This is a genomic window from Blautia sp. MSK17_66, assembly GCF_020538025.1.
Classification (GTDB): Bacteria; Bacillota; Clostridia; order Lachnospirales; family Lachnospiraceae; genus Blautia_A.
Map to the genome: position 1 here is coordinate 62,804 of NZ_JAJBNQ010000007.1, position 15,861 is coordinate 78,664.

The window sequence follows — 15,861 nt, forward strand, 5'->3', positions numbered from 1 at the left end:
TACTCCTTATTCTGTCTCAGATGAATCTGAATCGCTGCTGCTTTCCAGATAGATTGAAGTTGGTTCATCTGCCCCACCTATAATTTCCTGTGAGGTCAGATTTTCACCATCATCTATATATTCAGTTGCTTCATTCATTGCCGGTGCATCCATCTGCATACTACTCTGTGTGATTCCCATCTCTGTAATTTTTTCTTTTACGAAATCAGGCAGTTTCTCTGTCTTCAATCCATATCCATTCACAGCCTCGCCTTTATCCGTATACACAGATACATAAATATTCTGATAGATCTCGGAATCTTTGTCAACGTATCCATTATATCTTACAGTCAATGCCTCTTTCAGAGCTTTTATTTCTTCTTGATTTTCATAAGTCACATCTTCCTGCTGCCCATCTTCATCGTTAAAATAGCTCAGCATGATCTTTTCAATATCCAGATCTTCTACCGTCAGAGGATAACCTGTTTCCTTAAGAATTGCAAGAGTATTTTTAAATGAAGGATATATACCGACTATCCATTCTGCATACTGTACATCTGCATTAGTATTTCCCGGCATCATATTATTCACATTCTGTTTGCCAGGAAGCTGATAAGTAAAATCAATCTTAATCTCCGGTGTTTGCAGGAAATCTTCTGCTGTTGCAGCATCGACATCCTTCTTCATTGCTTCCAGGAGCTGCTCTATTTTATCAGGATCATTCTGGAAGATGCTGTATCCGTTTCCACTGGCATCATTCAGTACAATATTTTTCAGATATTTCTGCTCAAGAGCAAGAAAACCAAATTTCTGTTCTTTCAGATTTTCTTCCTCATATAATCCTTTTACAAGAGCACTTAAGTTTTCCGTCTCTATCCAGTATTTTCGGTAGATCTCTCTTCCAGATTTAAGTGTGTATTTTATACTTGAATAATATGTATAATCTCCGTCGATTGCCTCACTTTTTGGATTGTCGGCAACGATATTCTGAAGAGCCTTATAAGTCTGATCGCCTATACCGTTTTTACCGGTAAATGCCATAGCAGGTTCTGCCCAGTTATTTGCAGCTGTTATTTCATAAGCTCCGTCTTTTGTCTTTTGAACATTCTCATAATAGTCCTGATCAAAAGACATCATGTTGAGATTCACGGATACAATATCTTCCTGTTTTGGAATATAGCTTTCAAAATGCAGCAGATCCTTCTGATAGATCAGCGCACAGGCCGCTACAAATACTCCTGCAATTACCAGTTGTACTTTTTTCGCAAAAAAGCCCTGAAAGCTCATCTGATATATTGTTTCTAACAACCCGTGTATTACGACTGTTCCAAGTATCATTCCGAAAATCCACCAGAGGATTCTGACTTTTCCTGTAGTGAGCGGATAGAATATCCAACCGACTGCAAGGCCTCCCGGAACCACGACCATAAATCTCACTACCGTTGAAAACCACGGATAAACCATAGATTTTCCTGCTGATTCTGATGGTCTTTTCTTATATGCGATCCATGCCAGAACTCCAAGCACAACACCAAGAATAATGACTGCTGCAACTAATTTTCCTGCCTTTCCTTCCGCATAAGCACTGACCATATCAAGAATCAACGTTCCCGGAGATGCAGAGTGCAAAAGCGTATTAAAGCCACCATACTGGTATTCCGAGAAGAAGGTACGCCAAAATGACTGTCCATAGGCTACAAGAATCAGATTGAGCACAATACCATACAGGTACATCCCTCCCAGACATAGAATACCCATCAGCATATTTCCCGTCACGCTGATGATGAGCACAATGCTGAAATAAATCACCAGATAGATCAGCAGATGCAGAAGCAGCATTTTGACAGCCATACCCGCAATATTCAGACTGAAAAATCCTCTGGCTGCCCCAATGCAGACTGCAAGGAACTCCATAATCACATATGGAATCAGATAGTAGAGCAGTCCTGTCACTGTTTTTTCTGTAAAAATCTCAGAACGTTTCAGCGGAAGTCCATGATAAAAATCTGTTTTTTTGCCTGAATAAAGATAAATAAAACCATTCACACTGTTCATAAACGCTGCGATTGCAGCAACAAACATTCCCGCCAGAACAAATCCGTCTTTCCACAGATGATTATATAAAACACCCATCTGATCTACAGTATATTCCATATTCTGCCATGACCCGAGTTTTACCAGTCCTGTCACCGGAAATGCCAGAAGAAATCCAAGTGTCAGGAATGCCGGTATCCATGCCTTTCCCTTTGATATGGTTCTGATATATTTAGAAGAAAATATTCTGGATCTCATAGCCAGCCACCTCCGTTTCACTGATAAATATTTCTTCCAGACTCAATGGAAGCACTTCACAGAACAGCGGATTTTTTCCCCTGATACGTGTCATGATCTCTGTTCTTGTTCCCCTTGCTGTAATAAGGATAAGGGAACCCTGATGCTCCATCTTGAGAATGTCCAGTTCCCGTTTCAGTTCCTGCTCCTGTTTTTGGTCCTTCAGCACGCACTGTATCCTGTGGATATGAAACTTCATATCTTCCAGTTCTCTGCTCAGCAAAATGCCGCCTTTGTACAGAAGACCTACATGGTCGCAGATATCCTCCAGTTCTCTTAAACTGTGAGAAGCAAGAACCGGCGTAAATTCTCTGCCCATGATCTCCGCTGCCAGAAGGCTCTTAACTCCCTGACGAACCACCGGATCAAGCCCGTCAAAAGTTTCGTCGCAGAGAAGATATTTCGTTCCTGCACTGATTCCCAGAAGCATCATCAGCTGCTTCTTCATCCCCTTCGAAAAGCTGCTGACCTTTTGCTTTTCGTCCAGCTGAAACTGTCTCATCAGTTTTGAGAAACGCTGAATCTCGAATTTCGGGTAATGTACCTGATAAAATGCCGCTATATCCCCGGATGTGAAATTCGCTGGGAAATAGCATTCATCTGATATGTAGAAAACTTTTTCTTTCGCGGCTGCATTATCATAGACTTCCATATCATCAATCCTGACATTGCCTTTGTCCTGCTTCAAAATTCCTGCTGCCATTCGAAGAAGCGTACTTTTTCCTGCGCCGTTATTTCCGATCAGCCCAAATACCTCCCGTTCTCCAATATCCAGAGAAACATCATTCACTGCCAGTAACGTTCCAAATGACTTGCTGCATTCTTTTATCTCAATCATCTCTGTTCCTCCTTGTAGACTCTTTGAACCAATGCTATCAATTCTTCCTCCTCAAAGCCCGTATGATTTCCTTTTCTGACAAGCTCCAGAAATTCCTGTCTGAAATTTTCTTTTGATTTTTCCTGAATTTTCTGTGTGTCCGCCACAAAATTCCCCTTGCCCTTTACCGGATAGATAAGCCCCTCCTGTTCGAGCGTCATATATGCCCTCTGTATTGTATTTGGATTGATTGACAGCTCCATCGCAAGCTGACGTACCGACGGGATTCTGGAATCTGCCGGGAGAACCCCCTGATAGATCAGGGTTCGAAACTTCTCTGTCACCTGTTCATAAAGCGGACGCCTGTCCTGATAATCTAAAACAATCATAGTTCCTCCTTTCTGTATAGTTTTATATGTATTTAGTGTATTAATTGTTTTAATACACTTATGTTATCACATTTTTCTCTCCCTGGCAAGAGTCTGAAACTGAAAAACTTCCGGAATCACCGCTTCATCGATTCCGGAAGTTTCTACTTCATTACACTATAAAATTCAAAAGTTCTATTTTCATCAGATGTTTCTGCCTTCCTTCGTCTCTGCCTGCTTCTGAAAGTATACGGTTCCTGTATACATGCCAGCCATAAGAATCAGTAAAAGCAGCATAATGCCCATCGGGTATTTCTTCAAAATACCACCAGCCAGTTCAGGAAGGATCAGTGACCAGATATTTGCTCCCACATGAAGCAGTACACTTGCCCATAAGCTTCCTGTCAGTTCCATAAAATACGCAAACAGAATTCCAAGAATACTCGCATAAACGCCCTGAACCAGATTTCCATGATAGATTCCAAAGAATATCCCCGAAATCACCATCGCAGGGACTGCCCGCATGTAATCTCTCAGTCTCAGATAAATCAGCCAGCGAAAGATCATTTCCTCTGCCAGAGGTGCTATGATTCCCATGCACACGATCAAAAAGAGCAGACTTTTGCCATCGGTCATCTGGCTCATACTCTCCTGATATGCATCTGCATTGAGAAATGAACCTAAAATATTAACAAGCATATTGGCAAACTGTGCAAATCCAGCTCCCATAAGAAGAATCCGTACACATTCTCCAATCTTCAGATGCCGCATCACTCCTGACTTTATAATTCCTCCGATTATCCGTGCTCTTCGATCCTTTTGATAAAAGTACAGACTTGGAAGCATCGTTGCTATTCCTGTCAGACCGGTAATCAGAATCGCATGGTTATAATAAGCTGCATCTCCATCTTCGCCCCAGATTTTTATCGCAAACAAAATCCCTGCATAGCCTATGATCTGTGAGATCAGAAAATGGATCCCACAGGGGTAAAGGATTCTCCATATCTCATGAATACAGCTTTGTCTGCGCAGAGGGCTCAGTCGAAAAAACGCAGGAGTTCCTCAATAGAAGCTACTATCTTCAATGGCTGTGCCACAGTCAGCTCTTCCTTAGTCCCATATCCGTATCCTACCGCCACGCAGTCAAGTCCGGCAGCTCTTGCTCCTAAAACATCATGCTCCTTATCCCCTACCATAAGGACTTCTTTACGTCTGTCACTCATGTTCAGACGTTTCAGTGCTTCCTCGATCACTTCTGTCTTACTCGTTCTGGCACCGTTCATTTCACTTCCGACAACCACCTCAAAATAAGAACTCAGGTTAAAATAATCCAGGATTTTTGTCACATAATATTCTGGTTTTGAAGATGCGACCGCCAGAATATATCCTCTGCCTTTCAGTTCCCGGAGCATATTTTCCACCCCATCATATGGTCGGTTTTCAAAAATTCCTTTTACCGCATATCTTTCCCTGTAATATTCTACTGCCTTGCGGGCTTCAGTTTCATCGATATCCGCATATTTCATAAACTGCTCCATAAGCGGAGGGCCTATAAATACCCTGAGTTTATCCAAATCTTCTTCTGGTTTTCCAAGTTTTTCCAGTGCATACTGAACCGATTTGGTGATTCCCTCTCCGGATTCTGTCAATGTCCCATCCAGATCAAAAAAGATTGCTTTATACATAAATGTTCCTCCAATGTCACAAAATATTATACGTTAGTATAGCATTCTTTTTTGCCTCCGTCCACGACAATTCTCGACGACACATGACTGCTGTCACAATTTCTGTATGCTCCGTTTCCTCCTGCAGATCCAGAAGGATATTTCCACCACTCATATCCCAGAGTATTGCTTTTCCATTTATTCGGATCGAAAGAATCGCGGCAGCCAGTTCCGGATTCGGATTGATTTTGATTTTGGATACTTTATCCAGACTTTTTCTACAGTAAAGAAGCTGCATTTTCTGCCTGCATTCCTCTTCAGGAAGTTCTTCTTCTTTTTCCAGCACCTTCAAAATATCCTGCGTTCGTATCGATGACGGCACAGGTGAAAGCTTTCTGACCGGAAATGGACTGGGCGTTGCTGTTTCCATTACTGTAGGTGTGGGAGCTATACTTTGAAGATTCTCCGGATCCGAAAACTGACTTTCTGGGATTTCCAGTTCTGAGTCTGTATGGTTATTTACAGAACCATTTTCCGCCTGCCTGTCTGAAATCTCATCTTCTTCTGAAGTCTCCTCATTATAAGACGCACCGGAAGCCTCCGTTTCATACTGTCCTGATGAAAAAAAATCCTCTCCTCCTGTTTCCGGCTGCACATCATTTCCTGCTTCTGAAGTTTCCCCGGTAGTCCAGGAACTGTCTGAATTGCTCCAGCTGCCATCACCGCTGGCATAATTCTCATCTCCGGCTGACTCCTCCTCTGCATCATGATACCAGTCAGAAGCATCTCCTTCGAAGCTTCCCGTCCCCATATCGACATCAAAACCGCCCAGCTCAATTGCCTGGACATAACGTACAGTGACGGTCATCGTCAACAACAGTACCATTGCCGCACATAAACTCCCTCTTACTTTTGTTCTGCCTGTTTTTGCCATTCTTCTATCTGCTGCTGGTTTATACCACTGTTGTCTATTTTCTCTTCTTTCGTCTGTTTTTCCCATTCTTCGTACACCTCCCTGCTTTGTTCATATCGTTCCTGGCGGCAAAGAAACTTCCCAAACTCCAGGTATCCTCTTCCATATTGCGGTTCATAGGTAATCAGCTGACGATAATAAAATTCTGACTTATTTGCCTTACCGATCAGTTCACCATTCCACGCCAGAAGTTCCAGAAGCCGGATCTGTTCTTCACTTTTTTTATAAAATCGCAGCATTTTCTGCAGTTTTCTTTCTATATCCAAGCCAAGCCTCTGACGAGTCTGCTCGTCTGCACTTCGGTAATCCATAGAATAAAATGTATCGGTCACAGCAGCAAGTGTATATTGAAACTCCGGAAGAACAGGGAACACTCCGGCTTTCAAAATTCCGGCTGCAATCGTGATAAGCACTGCACATGTCGGAACCAGAAAAGATTTCAGGGAAACTGGTTTTGTTTTAACCTTGTTAAGACAGTTTTCTGCATCAGACACATTCTGCCAGCGTCTGTTGGCATCTTCCCTGCAGCATTTACTGATAAATTTTGCAAACTGCGGGCTGCGCATATAATATGGATATTTATTCCTGCCGCAGAGCTGCTGGATTGTTTTACCCAGTGCATAAAAATCACTGGCTGCCGTCAGCATTCCCTGATATTGTTCCGGTGCGGCATATCCTTTTGTTCCTTTAATATTTTTTCTTACTGTGCCGTAACTGTACAAAGCACTGCCAAAATCCACAAGATAGATTTTGCCGGTTTCTGTGCGCATCAGGTTCTCTGGTTTTAAATCGCCATAATAAATTGGGGGTTTTTGAGAATGTAAATATTGAAAAATCTGAAGAATTGTTCTGGTGATCGTTAAGATTTCTTCGAAAGAAAGAAGATTGTTTGTCTTTAGATATTCGTTAAGAGATTTGCCTTTGATATATTCCATGACCAGATAGCATTTGTCATCCTGCTCTGTGTAATCTGTCATTCTTGGTAAAGATGAATGATTCAGACGACGCAGAAGCTCTGCCTCTTTTTTCATGGACAACGAAAGCTGTTTTATAGCCCAGAAGGTACCCAGTTCCATATCTCTTGCAAGATACATCGTACCTTGACCGCCTTTGCCGATCTGGGATATGATACAGTAACGATTTTTTAAAATAACTCCTGTCAGATCGATGTATATCCCTCCTTTTTACTTACCCGGCTCCCCTGTATAAGGAAAGCCGGGAGATATGACTGTTGTCAGACTGTCAGTAAAAGATTTCTACATGCGATCCGGTGCTGAGAAGCCCAGAAGATCGATACTTGTTTCAAGAATGTTTTTGGTGAGACCCAGAAGCTTAAGGAAGGACTCTTTCTGAGCCTGATTTTCTTCACTCAGGATCTTGGTCTCGTGATAAAAGCTGTTGAATGCATTGGATACTTCATAAATATATGCACAGATTTTGTGTGGTGCTTTTTCTTCGAAAGCATTTTCGATGGTACTTCCGAATTTTGTCAGTTCCAGCATCAGATTCTTCTGGCTGGTATTTACTGCCGGAAGGATTTCTCCCGCCTCAAGGTTTCCGCCTTCTTCTTTGTAACGGTTCAGAATCGATTTGATTCGTACAATCGTGTAAAGGATATACGGACCTGTATTTCCCTCAAAGGAAGTGAAGCGGTCAATATCAAATACATAGTCCTTGGTTGCCTGGTTGGAAAGATCTCCGTATTTAATCGCGGAAAGTCCTACTACTTTGGCTGTTTCTCTTGCGTCCTGATCTTTGACACTTCTGTTCTCAACGATCTTATGGAACATTTCTTCATCGATGTCTGCGATCAGGTTTTCAAGACGCATAACTCCGCCGTCTCTGGTCTTGAACGGTTTGCCGTCTTTGCCATTCATCGTACCAAAGCCAAGGAAAGAAAGCTCTGTCTCTGGTTTTACAAGACCTGTCTTTCTCGCACAGCGGAATACCTGAATGAAGTGAAGCTCCTGTCTTTTATCTACGACATACAGAATTTCATCCGGATCAAAAAGCTTTACTCGCTCTACGATCGTTGCAAGGTCTGTTGTTGTATAAAGGGATGCTCCATCCGATTTGAGCAGCATACATGGTGGGATTTCCTTGGTATCAGTGTCTTCTTTGACATCTACCACAAGTGCTCCCTGATCCTCGTATGCAAAGCCCCTGTCCTTCATCATCTCAACCATATCCGGGATATAAGGCTGTGCATCCGATTCTTTTTTCCAGAGATCAAAAGATACGTTCAGATTGCTGTAGTTTCTCTTAAGATCAGTTACAGAAACCTGCATGATATGATTCCAGAGAGCCATATATCCTGGTTTTCCCTGCTGCAGCTGATGCGTCGCCTCCAGTGCCTCATTACGGTATTCCTCATCTTCTTTGGATTTACCGCTTGCGCATGGATAAATTTCTTCCAGCTCACTGATGGTAAATGGTGCTTCCTCCGGATATTCTCCCTGATAGCTGTCATCAAAATAAACCAGTTCCGGCTTACGATGTTTCAACTCTGTGATAATGAGTCCCATCTGAAGTCCCCAGTCACCAAGATGAACATCACCTACAACCTTATGTCCAACATATCTTCCGATACGTTTGATGCTCTCGCCGATGATCGCAGAACGCAGATGTCCGACATGAAGCGGCTTTGCCACGTTCGGTCCGCCGTAGTCAATAATGATGGTCTTTGGTGACTCTGCTGTCTGTACAGAATATTTCGGATCTGCCTCCATCTCCTTAAGATAATCTGCAAGAAATTCTTCTTTGACTCTGAGATTGATAAAACCTGGTTTCACAACCTCTGCCATAGAAAAGATCTTACTCTCCTTAAGATACACAACAACATCATCCGCGATCATGAAAGGAGCTTTCTTATAAGCCTTGGCTCCTGCCATTGCTCCATTACACTGATATTCACATAAATCCGGGCGGTTAGAGACGGTAACCTTACCGTATTCCGGATCATATCCAGCTTTTTCAAAAGCAGAAGCAAGTTCTTCTGCCATTAATTCCATAAGTTTTTTCATATCATTCTCCTTATTTTATGGTAACTTTTTTTGAGCAGGCAACTGCAAGTGCTCCATGTCCGATATGACAGGCAACACTTAAAGACAATGGATCCATATGAATGTCCGCTCCTGGGAAGACAGCCTGAACTTCTTCTTTGAATTCTTCTGCTTCTTCTTTATTTCCGGTATATGCCATCTGCAGACACATTTCTCCAGCTTCCACGTATTTTCCGAAACGGCCTTCCCAGTCTTCTCTCATTGCCTTGAGCATAACTTTCTTTGCCTGTTTCTTACCTCTTACTTTCGCGTACGCATCCAGCTTCTCACCCTGAATCTGAAGAACCGGCTTTAAGTTAAGAACTGTTCCGATTGCTGCCGCAGCCGGAGTGATTCTTCCGCCTTTTTTGAGATATTTAAGAGTCTCCAGCGTGATATAAATGCTGGATTCCATCTTTTCTTCTTCCAGTTTCTCCCTGATCTCGGCTGCTGTTCTGCCCGCCTCGCGCAATGCCAGTGCGTCCAGCACAGACTGCCGCTGTGTAACAGAAATTCTCTGATTATCGACAACCTGCACTCTGCCGTCATAATCTCTTGCCAGTGCCATTGCTGTCTCACAGGATGCACTCAGACCGCTGGACATCGGAATGTGGACCACTTCGTCATACTCCTTCAAAAGATTGTCCCACAGACCGCACACCTCTGCCGGGCTTGGCTGTGAAGTAGAAATCGCCTCATCATTCTTGAGTTTCTCATAAAACTCTTCCTGTGTGAGCGTAATTCCTTCAAGATACATGACATCATTAATATAAAAAGGCATTGGCAGAACGGAAACTCCAAGTCTTCTTCCTTCTTCCTGTGTAATGCCACTGTTACTGTCAGTTACAATCGCAATTTTCTCCATGCTGCATCTCCTCATGTATTTTCTATCAATACTCAATTATACTTGAATCATTGCATACTATGTGTAGTTTAACACATCTCCCCCTGTATCTCAATTAAAATTATAAAAGCCGGATATTTTTTACATTTTATCTAAAAAAACCTCCCTGGTTCTTTTGAACCATGGAGGTTTTTATGAGTTCTTTATTCACTTCTAAGTGCATCGATCGGATTGAGATCCGCTGCTTTAACAGAAGGCAACAGGCCAAAAATAACTCCGATCAGCATTGAAAATACTACGGAACCAATGATTGCAGGAATACTGATCGCGGTTGGTGCCCCTGAAATTCTGGATACCACCTTCGATAATACGATTCCTACGATCACCCCAATGACTCCGCCAATACTTGTCAGCATGGCTGCTTCTGTCAAAAACTGATACAGGATGACTTTTTTTCTGGCTCCGATCGCCTTTTTCAGACCAATCTCACTCGTTCGTTCGGTGACGGACACCAGCATAATATTCATAACACCAATGCCACCTACCAACAGAGAAATGCTCGCAATCCAGATCAGCTGCGTGTTTGTGCTTTCACTGAGCTTCTGCATATTTCTTACCTGCTGCATAACGTCATCCGCTTTATATTTGAATTTGGAAGAGTTCATATCAATTCCCTGATTCATGACTTCTGCCGCCGCACTTCCTGCTGAACTCATATTATCTGTTGAGTCCGCACGAATCACTGCATTCTGCGGCTCATCAAACTGAAATACCGTAGGCCAGCAGCTTTCCGGAATCATCACCGTTCCCATGATCGTCTGATAATATTCATTATATTCATCAATAGACTTAATCGTCGGAAGATACTCATCACTCTGCTGCACCACACCCACAACGGTAAACGGCTCTGCACCGATTTCAATAGTCTTTCCTACCGGATTTTCTCCTGCAAATAGATTCTCTGCCGCATTGTCATCCACCAGAACAACTTTTCGCATCTCACTGAAATCTTTTTGTATGAAGCCTCTTCCGGATCTGACCATATAACCGCGAGTTTCCAGATAATTCATATCAATTCCGTAAATACTGCCTCCCTGGAAGCTGGTATTCTGATAATACACATTACTTGCATAAGAACGACTATAAAAAAATGTTGCATCCTCTATGTGATCCAGTTTGCGTACCTCTTCCTTCTGCTCATCAGAAAGAAGCGGAGCCGCTGTTCCATCTCCCATTCCATATTCCTGGTCATAGGCACTGTCTCCATAATTAAGCGTAATCGAAACCGTATTGTTTCCTGCACCGATCAGATCTTCTTTTATCTGCTCATTTGTTCCTTTCAACGTCGAAACAATTGCAATAATCGAGGCAATACCAATAATAATACCTAGCATTGTCAGAAATGAGCGCATCTTATGGGACCAGATTCCCTGAATGGATATTCTGATATTTTCAAGCATAAATTTTCCCCTTCCTAGTATCCGTACATTTCATCTGAGGAAACTTCTTTTGTTTTGGCACCTTCTGCCACATCATCGCCATAAGGAAAAGCAATCTTGTCTTCTCTGGTGATTCCGCCTGTGATCAGAACACTATATCCACTGTTTACATTGCCACCCACTTTGAGAATCTGTTTCTTCAATGTTCCATTATCATCTTTGTATACATAACTGATACCATTTTCTGTCCGGACAAATGCTTTATCCAGGACAATTCCATTGCTGACCACATTTCCTGCCAGCATAACTGTAAGCCAGTCATCATCCGATACCTTTATGGAACTGTCTTCAATAGTTGCTGTATATTCATAATAAGAAGCATTCGGATTTCCACTGCCATAAGAAGAAGAATCACTTGAAACAGGATAGTCTGAAACATAGGATACTTTAGCATTAAACTCACCATTAGAGGTGGAGCACTTCAGTTCTGTTCCCTCCTGTATCTGATCCAGCATCAGTTCACTCACCGTTCCTCTGACATAATATCCCTCTTTACTTTTGACAGTCATAAAAGTATCTCCGTCAGAAGATGAGGTTATCGAATCTCCTACTTTCGCTATCACCCCATCCAATTTACTATAAACGGTTTCTCTTTGAACCTTTTTCTCTAGTTTTCTGATATTCAGTTTACTTTCACGGATATCCAAAGTCAGGCTCTGTATCTTTGATTTCTGGATTTTAATTGCTTCATCTCTGGTAATGGATGCACTTCCTGCATCACCGCCATCTCCATCTCCGCCCGGATCATCCGGAAATTCCTCCTCATCATGGCTTGCACCATCCAATGTATATTCAATTTCTGAATCATTCTCTACCCGTTTATCCAGAAGATTCCCATCGATGAGATAATATCCAATACAGGATTCCTTTCGATTCTGGAAATCAGCAACCTGATTATCCTGATGGAATTCCAGCCGATACCAGTACCCATTCTTTCCGGCATCCCTTGTTCCGTCCTCATTAAACTGTGCCATCTTGTTCAGAAAGGATCCCTTGGCAATTACATATCCGTCTGATGAATCACACAGAAACACAAACGGATCATCCTTCGTGCCGGTTCCCGCGATTGGCTCTGTTTCATCATCCAGAACCTTCACAAACTGAGATTCTCCATCCATCAGTTTGTCCTTATTCTGATTTGGTTCCAGATCTATGATCTTAATATCATCTACAAAATCTCCCTGCGACTGATCAGCTCCCGGAGTAGGAGTTAATTCTGCACCCGGTGTCAATGTTATATCCGGCACTTCTGTTGCTCCAGGTGTCTCCGTTGCTTCCGGAGTCGGTGTAGGTTCAGAATTATCTGAATCTGTATCATCAGAATTAAAATCCACTTCCGCTCCTGCATTTTCTTCGGAAACTGTCTCCTGCTGTGTATCTGTGAAATCTTCACTCAGAGCAGTTTCTTCCGGAATAGCTGCCGCTAGGATCGGATTCACCACAGCTGCCAGATAGATCCCGTTCAGCGAACCGCCTGCAGATGCGAGATCATCCCCCGTGCTTTCTGTATCCGTATCTGATGTCGTACCTGTATCCAGTGCACCTTTATCTGCATCGCTCTCCTCAACAGGACCTCCATTCTGAAGACTTGTCAGTCGCTTCTGGGCTTTGGCAAGATTCTGCTCCTGCTGTTCCTGTTTCAGTTTTGCGATCTTTAATTCCATCTGCACCAGTGTCATGTCAAAAGAAACCAGTTTGTCACCTTTTTTTACAGTATCTCCCTTAGATACATAAATATCCTGAACAATCATGTCCTTATCAATGCTGACATTCTGAACTGCACTGGTGGCAATATTTCCTTCAAGGCTGGTATCATCTGTATAATACTGACTTGCCAGACTGTCCACACTCACAACAGACACTTCACTTTGATGTGACTTCCTGTAATAAACTGCACCACCGACAGTACCGCCCGCTATCAGTGCAGCGATCAGAACGCCTATGATGATTTTTTTCTTCATGAATTCACCTCTTTTTCCCTGAGTTCACCATCACGGATTGTTACTACACGCTTCGCATGTGCCGCAATTTCCGGATCATGAGTAATCATCAGGACTGTTACCCCCTCGTCATTCAACTTCTGAAAAAGCTCCATGACCTGTGCCCCGGACTTGCTGTCCAGTGCTCCTGTAGGTTCGTCCGCCAGAAGCAGCTTCGGACTGTTTACTATCGCCCTCGCTATCGCAACTCTCTGCATCTGTCCACCGGAAAGCTGATTTGGTTTGAAATCCACTCTGTCTGCCAGCCCGACACGATCCAGTGCTTTGAGTGCTCTCTGTCTGCGCTCCTTCTTTGGGATTTTTGCATAATTCAGGGGGAGTTCTACATTTGCCGCTGCAGACTGTCTCGGAAGAAGGTGAAAACTCTGAAAAACAAATCCAATCTTATTCAGGCGGATATCTGACATATCATTTTCTGAACATCTGCCGATTTCCTGTCCGTCCAGAAAAAATTCTCCCTTCGTTGGCTTGTCCAGACATCCTATAATATTCATAAGTGTCGTCTTGCCTGAACCTGAAGGTCCCATAATTGCCACATATTCTCCCTCTTCCATAGAAAAATTAATATCCTTTAATACCGGAACGTTCATTTTGCCCTGCTGGTAATCCTTATAAATTCCCTTCAATTCCAAGATCATTATTCTGCCTCCGTATCATCCTGTACCGGGACAAGATCTTCATCCGGAAAATCACCGTCCGTCATATCCGAATCGTCCTCCCAGCTTTCATCAGCTGTTTCCCAGTCATCTGCCGTATCATCATAATCATCTGTCACAGTTCCCGTATCACTCATCTCATAATCACTGATCTCAGTATCATCGGACGAATCATCTATATAGCCAACATCACCATCTTCTGTCGGCATCTCATCTGTCCCCATGTCGGAAATCGGATCCATATCTACCGTATCTGATCCGGAGTCAACTGCTTCTTCTCTGTTTTTGGTAGTTGCCATTCCTTCTTTGAGATTCTCTGATGGATAGGCGATATAGTCATCTTTCGTAAGTCCATCTGCAATCTCATGCTCACCTAATTCCTCATCATACTGTCCCAGGATCACGCTTCGCTTCTCAAGCTTCTTATCTTTTCCCATGGTCCATACATATGGCTGGTCCGTATCTGCATCTACAATGTACACTTCACTCAGCCACAGACCTGCCTTCTGCTCTTCCTGGCCTTCATCTTTCTCTATGTAAACATGCTGTCCGAGCATCAGTCCATCTGAAGAATCCAGTTCTACATAAAATGGATAAGTACTTGATGAGGTCTGTGAATCTCCACTTGCGTCCATCATGCCAAAATTGTAGCTGTTACTGTTGCTGTTAGACGTTGCACTGTCCTTGTCGATTGTTCCCATCGTTCCATGCCAGATCTGACTGCTGTCTACCCTTGATCGGATAATCACAGGCTCCCCTTCTACAATACTCTGGATATTCAATTCGTTGACAGTCCCCTTGACTCTGTAAGAACCGGTACTCAAAATTGTAATAAACGCATTGCTGTTACTTCCACTGCTGCTATCTGAATAGGAAGACATATCATTATCACTGCTGTCGCTCATACTGTCTCCGTCATCCGTTGAAAGTTTGGAAGTATCAATCTTCTGGATCACGCCATCAATAGAACTTCTGACTTCTGTGTTTCCTGTTGCACTCTGTAGCTTATCAATTTCTGCCTGTTTGCTCTTCTGATTATATTCATTTTTTTTGAGATTCATCTTGTTTGTCTCAATTTCAATTGTATAGGACAGCTGATTGTCCTGAGATGCTTTTTTCTTTTCTTTTTCAAGAGTAGCAATCTGCTCATTCAGACTGGATGCTTCATTTTTGAGACGATCCAGTTCCAGCTGTGCCTCCTCCAGGCTGTCCTGAATACTACTGAGATCATATTCAAATAAAAGCTGGCCTTTCTTGATCTGATCACCTGTTTTGACCTTGACTTCCTTAACACTTCTTCCGTTCTCCAGTTCTACTGAAACCGTTTCCTGCGGCTCCACAACGCCTGCATAGCGATTGGATACTCCGGAAGCTTCTCCATTGATCTCACTGATCTGTGTTACATATACAGCATCTCCGCTGACTTCCTGCTGCCCAAACACACCTGTTTTCCAGCAGATTCCCGCTGTGCCCCCTCCTATTATCAGGATCCCCAAAAGGATCAGAATTCTTTTTTTCATAATATGAAGTTTCCTCCTTACAGCCCTTTGTCCTCGGACATACTTATCAGTTTCTGTTCGTAACTGTTCAGTACCCTCATAGTTACTTCTGTTCTTAGCTTCTATATATATTACAGAATCCCTACGACGATTCTGTAACAGTAACTTTTTGTAACGGTTAGGGTACTAA

At 42.9% G+C, this 15,861-nt stretch carries 13 protein-coding genes; all 13 read right to left on the reverse strand.

Annotated features, from left to right (window positions below; genetic code table 11):
* Window positions 1-6 precede the first annotated feature (6 nt).
* The 13 genes from LIR34_RS05235 to LIR34_RS05295 all read right to left on the reverse strand — a co-directional run bounded on the left by LIR34_RS05235 (window position 7) and on the right by LIR34_RS05295 (window position 15,692).
* Window positions 7-2,271, reverse strand: coding sequence for a DUF6449 domain-containing protein (locus tag LIR34_RS05235; RefSeq protein WP_173902173.1), 2,265 nt, complete (start codon window positions 2,269-2,271; stop codon window positions 7-9).
* Complete coding sequence (locus tag LIR34_RS05240; RefSeq protein WP_173902172.1) at window positions 2,246-3,148, reverse strand: ABC transporter ATP-binding protein; 903 nt, start codon at window positions 3,146-3,148, stop codon at window positions 2,246-2,248. Before LIR34_RS05240 ends, LIR34_RS05235 begins: the two co-directional genes overlap by 26 nt.
* Entirely contained in the window at window positions 3,145-3,516 is a 372-nt protein-coding gene (locus LIR34_RS05245; RefSeq protein ID WP_173902171.1) for a GntR family transcriptional regulator, read from the reverse strand. Before LIR34_RS05245 ends, LIR34_RS05240 begins: the two co-directional genes overlap by 4 nt.
* A 183-nt stretch (window positions 3,517-3,699) precedes the next feature.
* Window positions 3,700-4,431, reverse strand: coding sequence for a CPBP family intramembrane glutamic endopeptidase (locus LIR34_RS05250; RefSeq protein ID WP_244092214.1), 732 nt, complete (start codon window positions 4,429-4,431; stop codon window positions 3,700-3,702).
* A gap of 101 nt (window positions 4,432-4,532) precedes the next feature.
* Window positions 4,533-5,180, reverse strand: a complete 648-nt coding sequence (locus tag LIR34_RS05255; RefSeq protein ID WP_173902170.1) for an HAD-IA family hydrolase — start codon at window positions 5,178-5,180, stop codon at window positions 4,533-4,535.
* Window positions 5,181-5,196: 16 nt separating this feature from the next.
* Window positions 5,197-6,093, reverse strand: coding sequence for a hypothetical protein (locus tag LIR34_RS05260; RefSeq protein ID WP_173902169.1), 897 nt, complete (start codon window positions 6,091-6,093; stop codon window positions 5,197-5,199).
* Window positions 6,066-7,307, reverse strand: a complete 1,242-nt coding sequence (locus LIR34_RS05265; protein WP_320442959.1) for a serine/threonine protein kinase — start codon at window positions 7,305-7,307, stop codon at window positions 6,066-6,068. The genes LIR34_RS05260 and LIR34_RS05265 overlap by 28 nt, the downstream gene beginning before the upstream one ends.
* An 81-nt stretch (window positions 7,308-7,388) precedes the next feature.
* Window positions 7,389-9,155, reverse strand: a complete 1,767-nt coding sequence (gene argS, locus LIR34_RS05270; RefSeq protein ID WP_173902167.1) for an arginine--tRNA ligase — start codon at window positions 9,153-9,155, stop codon at window positions 7,389-7,391.
* A gap of 10 nt (window positions 9,156-9,165) precedes the next feature.
* Window positions 9,166-10,038, reverse strand: a complete 873-nt coding sequence (locus LIR34_RS05275) for a DegV family protein (RefSeq protein ID WP_173902166.1) — start codon at window positions 10,036-10,038, stop codon at window positions 9,166-9,168.
* A 182-nt stretch (window positions 10,039-10,220) separates the two neighbouring features.
* Window positions 10,221-11,477, reverse strand: a complete 1,257-nt coding sequence (locus LIR34_RS05280) for an ABC transporter permease (RefSeq protein WP_161285276.1) — start codon at window positions 11,475-11,477, stop codon at window positions 10,221-10,223.
* A gap of 14 nt (window positions 11,478-11,491) precedes the next feature.
* Complete coding sequence (locus LIR34_RS05285) at window positions 11,492-13,477, reverse strand: efflux RND transporter periplasmic adaptor subunit (RefSeq protein WP_173902165.1); 1,986 nt, start codon at window positions 13,475-13,477, stop codon at window positions 11,492-11,494.
* Entirely contained in the window at window positions 13,474-14,154 is a 681-nt protein-coding gene (locus LIR34_RS05290) for an ABC transporter ATP-binding protein (RefSeq protein WP_161285278.1), read from the reverse strand. Before LIR34_RS05290 ends, LIR34_RS05285 begins: the two co-directional genes overlap by 4 nt.
* On the reverse strand, window positions 14,154-15,692 hold the full coding sequence (locus tag LIR34_RS05295) for an efflux RND transporter periplasmic adaptor subunit (RefSeq protein ID WP_161285279.1): 1,539 nt from the start codon (window positions 15,690-15,692) through the stop codon (window positions 14,154-14,156). The genes LIR34_RS05290 and LIR34_RS05295 overlap by 1 nt, the downstream gene beginning before the upstream one ends.
* Window positions 15,693-15,861: the final 169 nt, after the last annotated feature.

Excerpts from the sequence above, each read along its gene's own strand:
- LIR34_RS05260 (WP_173902169.1), bottom strand. The coding sequence starts at position 6,093 with ATGGCAAAAACAGGCAGAACAAAAGTAAGAGGGAGTTTATGTGCGGCA.
- LIR34_RS05275 (WP_173902166.1), bottom strand. The coding sequence starts at position 10,038 with ATGGAGAAAATTGCGATTGTAACTGACAGTAACAGTGGCATTACACAG.
- LIR34_RS05235 (WP_173902173.1), bottom strand. The coding sequence starts at position 2,271 with ATGAGATCCAGAATATTTTCTTCTAAATATATCAGAACCATATCAAAG.
- LIR34_RS05290 (WP_161285278.1), bottom strand. The coding sequence starts at position 14,154 with ATGATCTTGGAATTGAAGGGAATTTATAAGGATTACCAGCAGGGCAAA.
- LIR34_RS05295 (WP_161285279.1), bottom strand. The coding sequence starts at position 15,692 with ATGAAAAAAAGAATTCTGATCCTTTTGGGGATCCTGATAATAGGAGGG.
- argS (WP_173902167.1), bottom strand. The coding sequence starts at position 9,155 with ATGAAAAAACTTATGGAATTAATGGCAGAAGAACTTGCTTCTGCTTTT.
- LIR34_RS05255 (WP_173902170.1), bottom strand. The coding sequence starts at position 5,180 with ATGTATAAAGCAATCTTTTTTGATCTGGATGGGACATTGACAGAATCC.
- LIR34_RS05245 (WP_173902171.1), bottom strand. The coding sequence starts at position 3,516 with ATGATTGTTTTAGATTATCAGGACAGGCGTCCGCTTTATGAACAGGTG.
- LIR34_RS05280 (WP_161285276.1), bottom strand. The coding sequence starts at position 11,477 with ATGCTTGAAAATATCAGAATATCCATTCAGGGAATCTGGTCCCATAAG.
- LIR34_RS05285 (WP_173902165.1), bottom strand. The coding sequence starts at position 13,477 with ATGAAGAAAAAAATCATCATAGGCGTTCTGATCGCTGCACTGATAGCG.
- LIR34_RS05240 (WP_173902172.1), bottom strand. The coding sequence starts at position 3,148 with ATGATTGAGATAAAAGAATGCAGCAAGTCATTTGGAACGTTACTGGCA.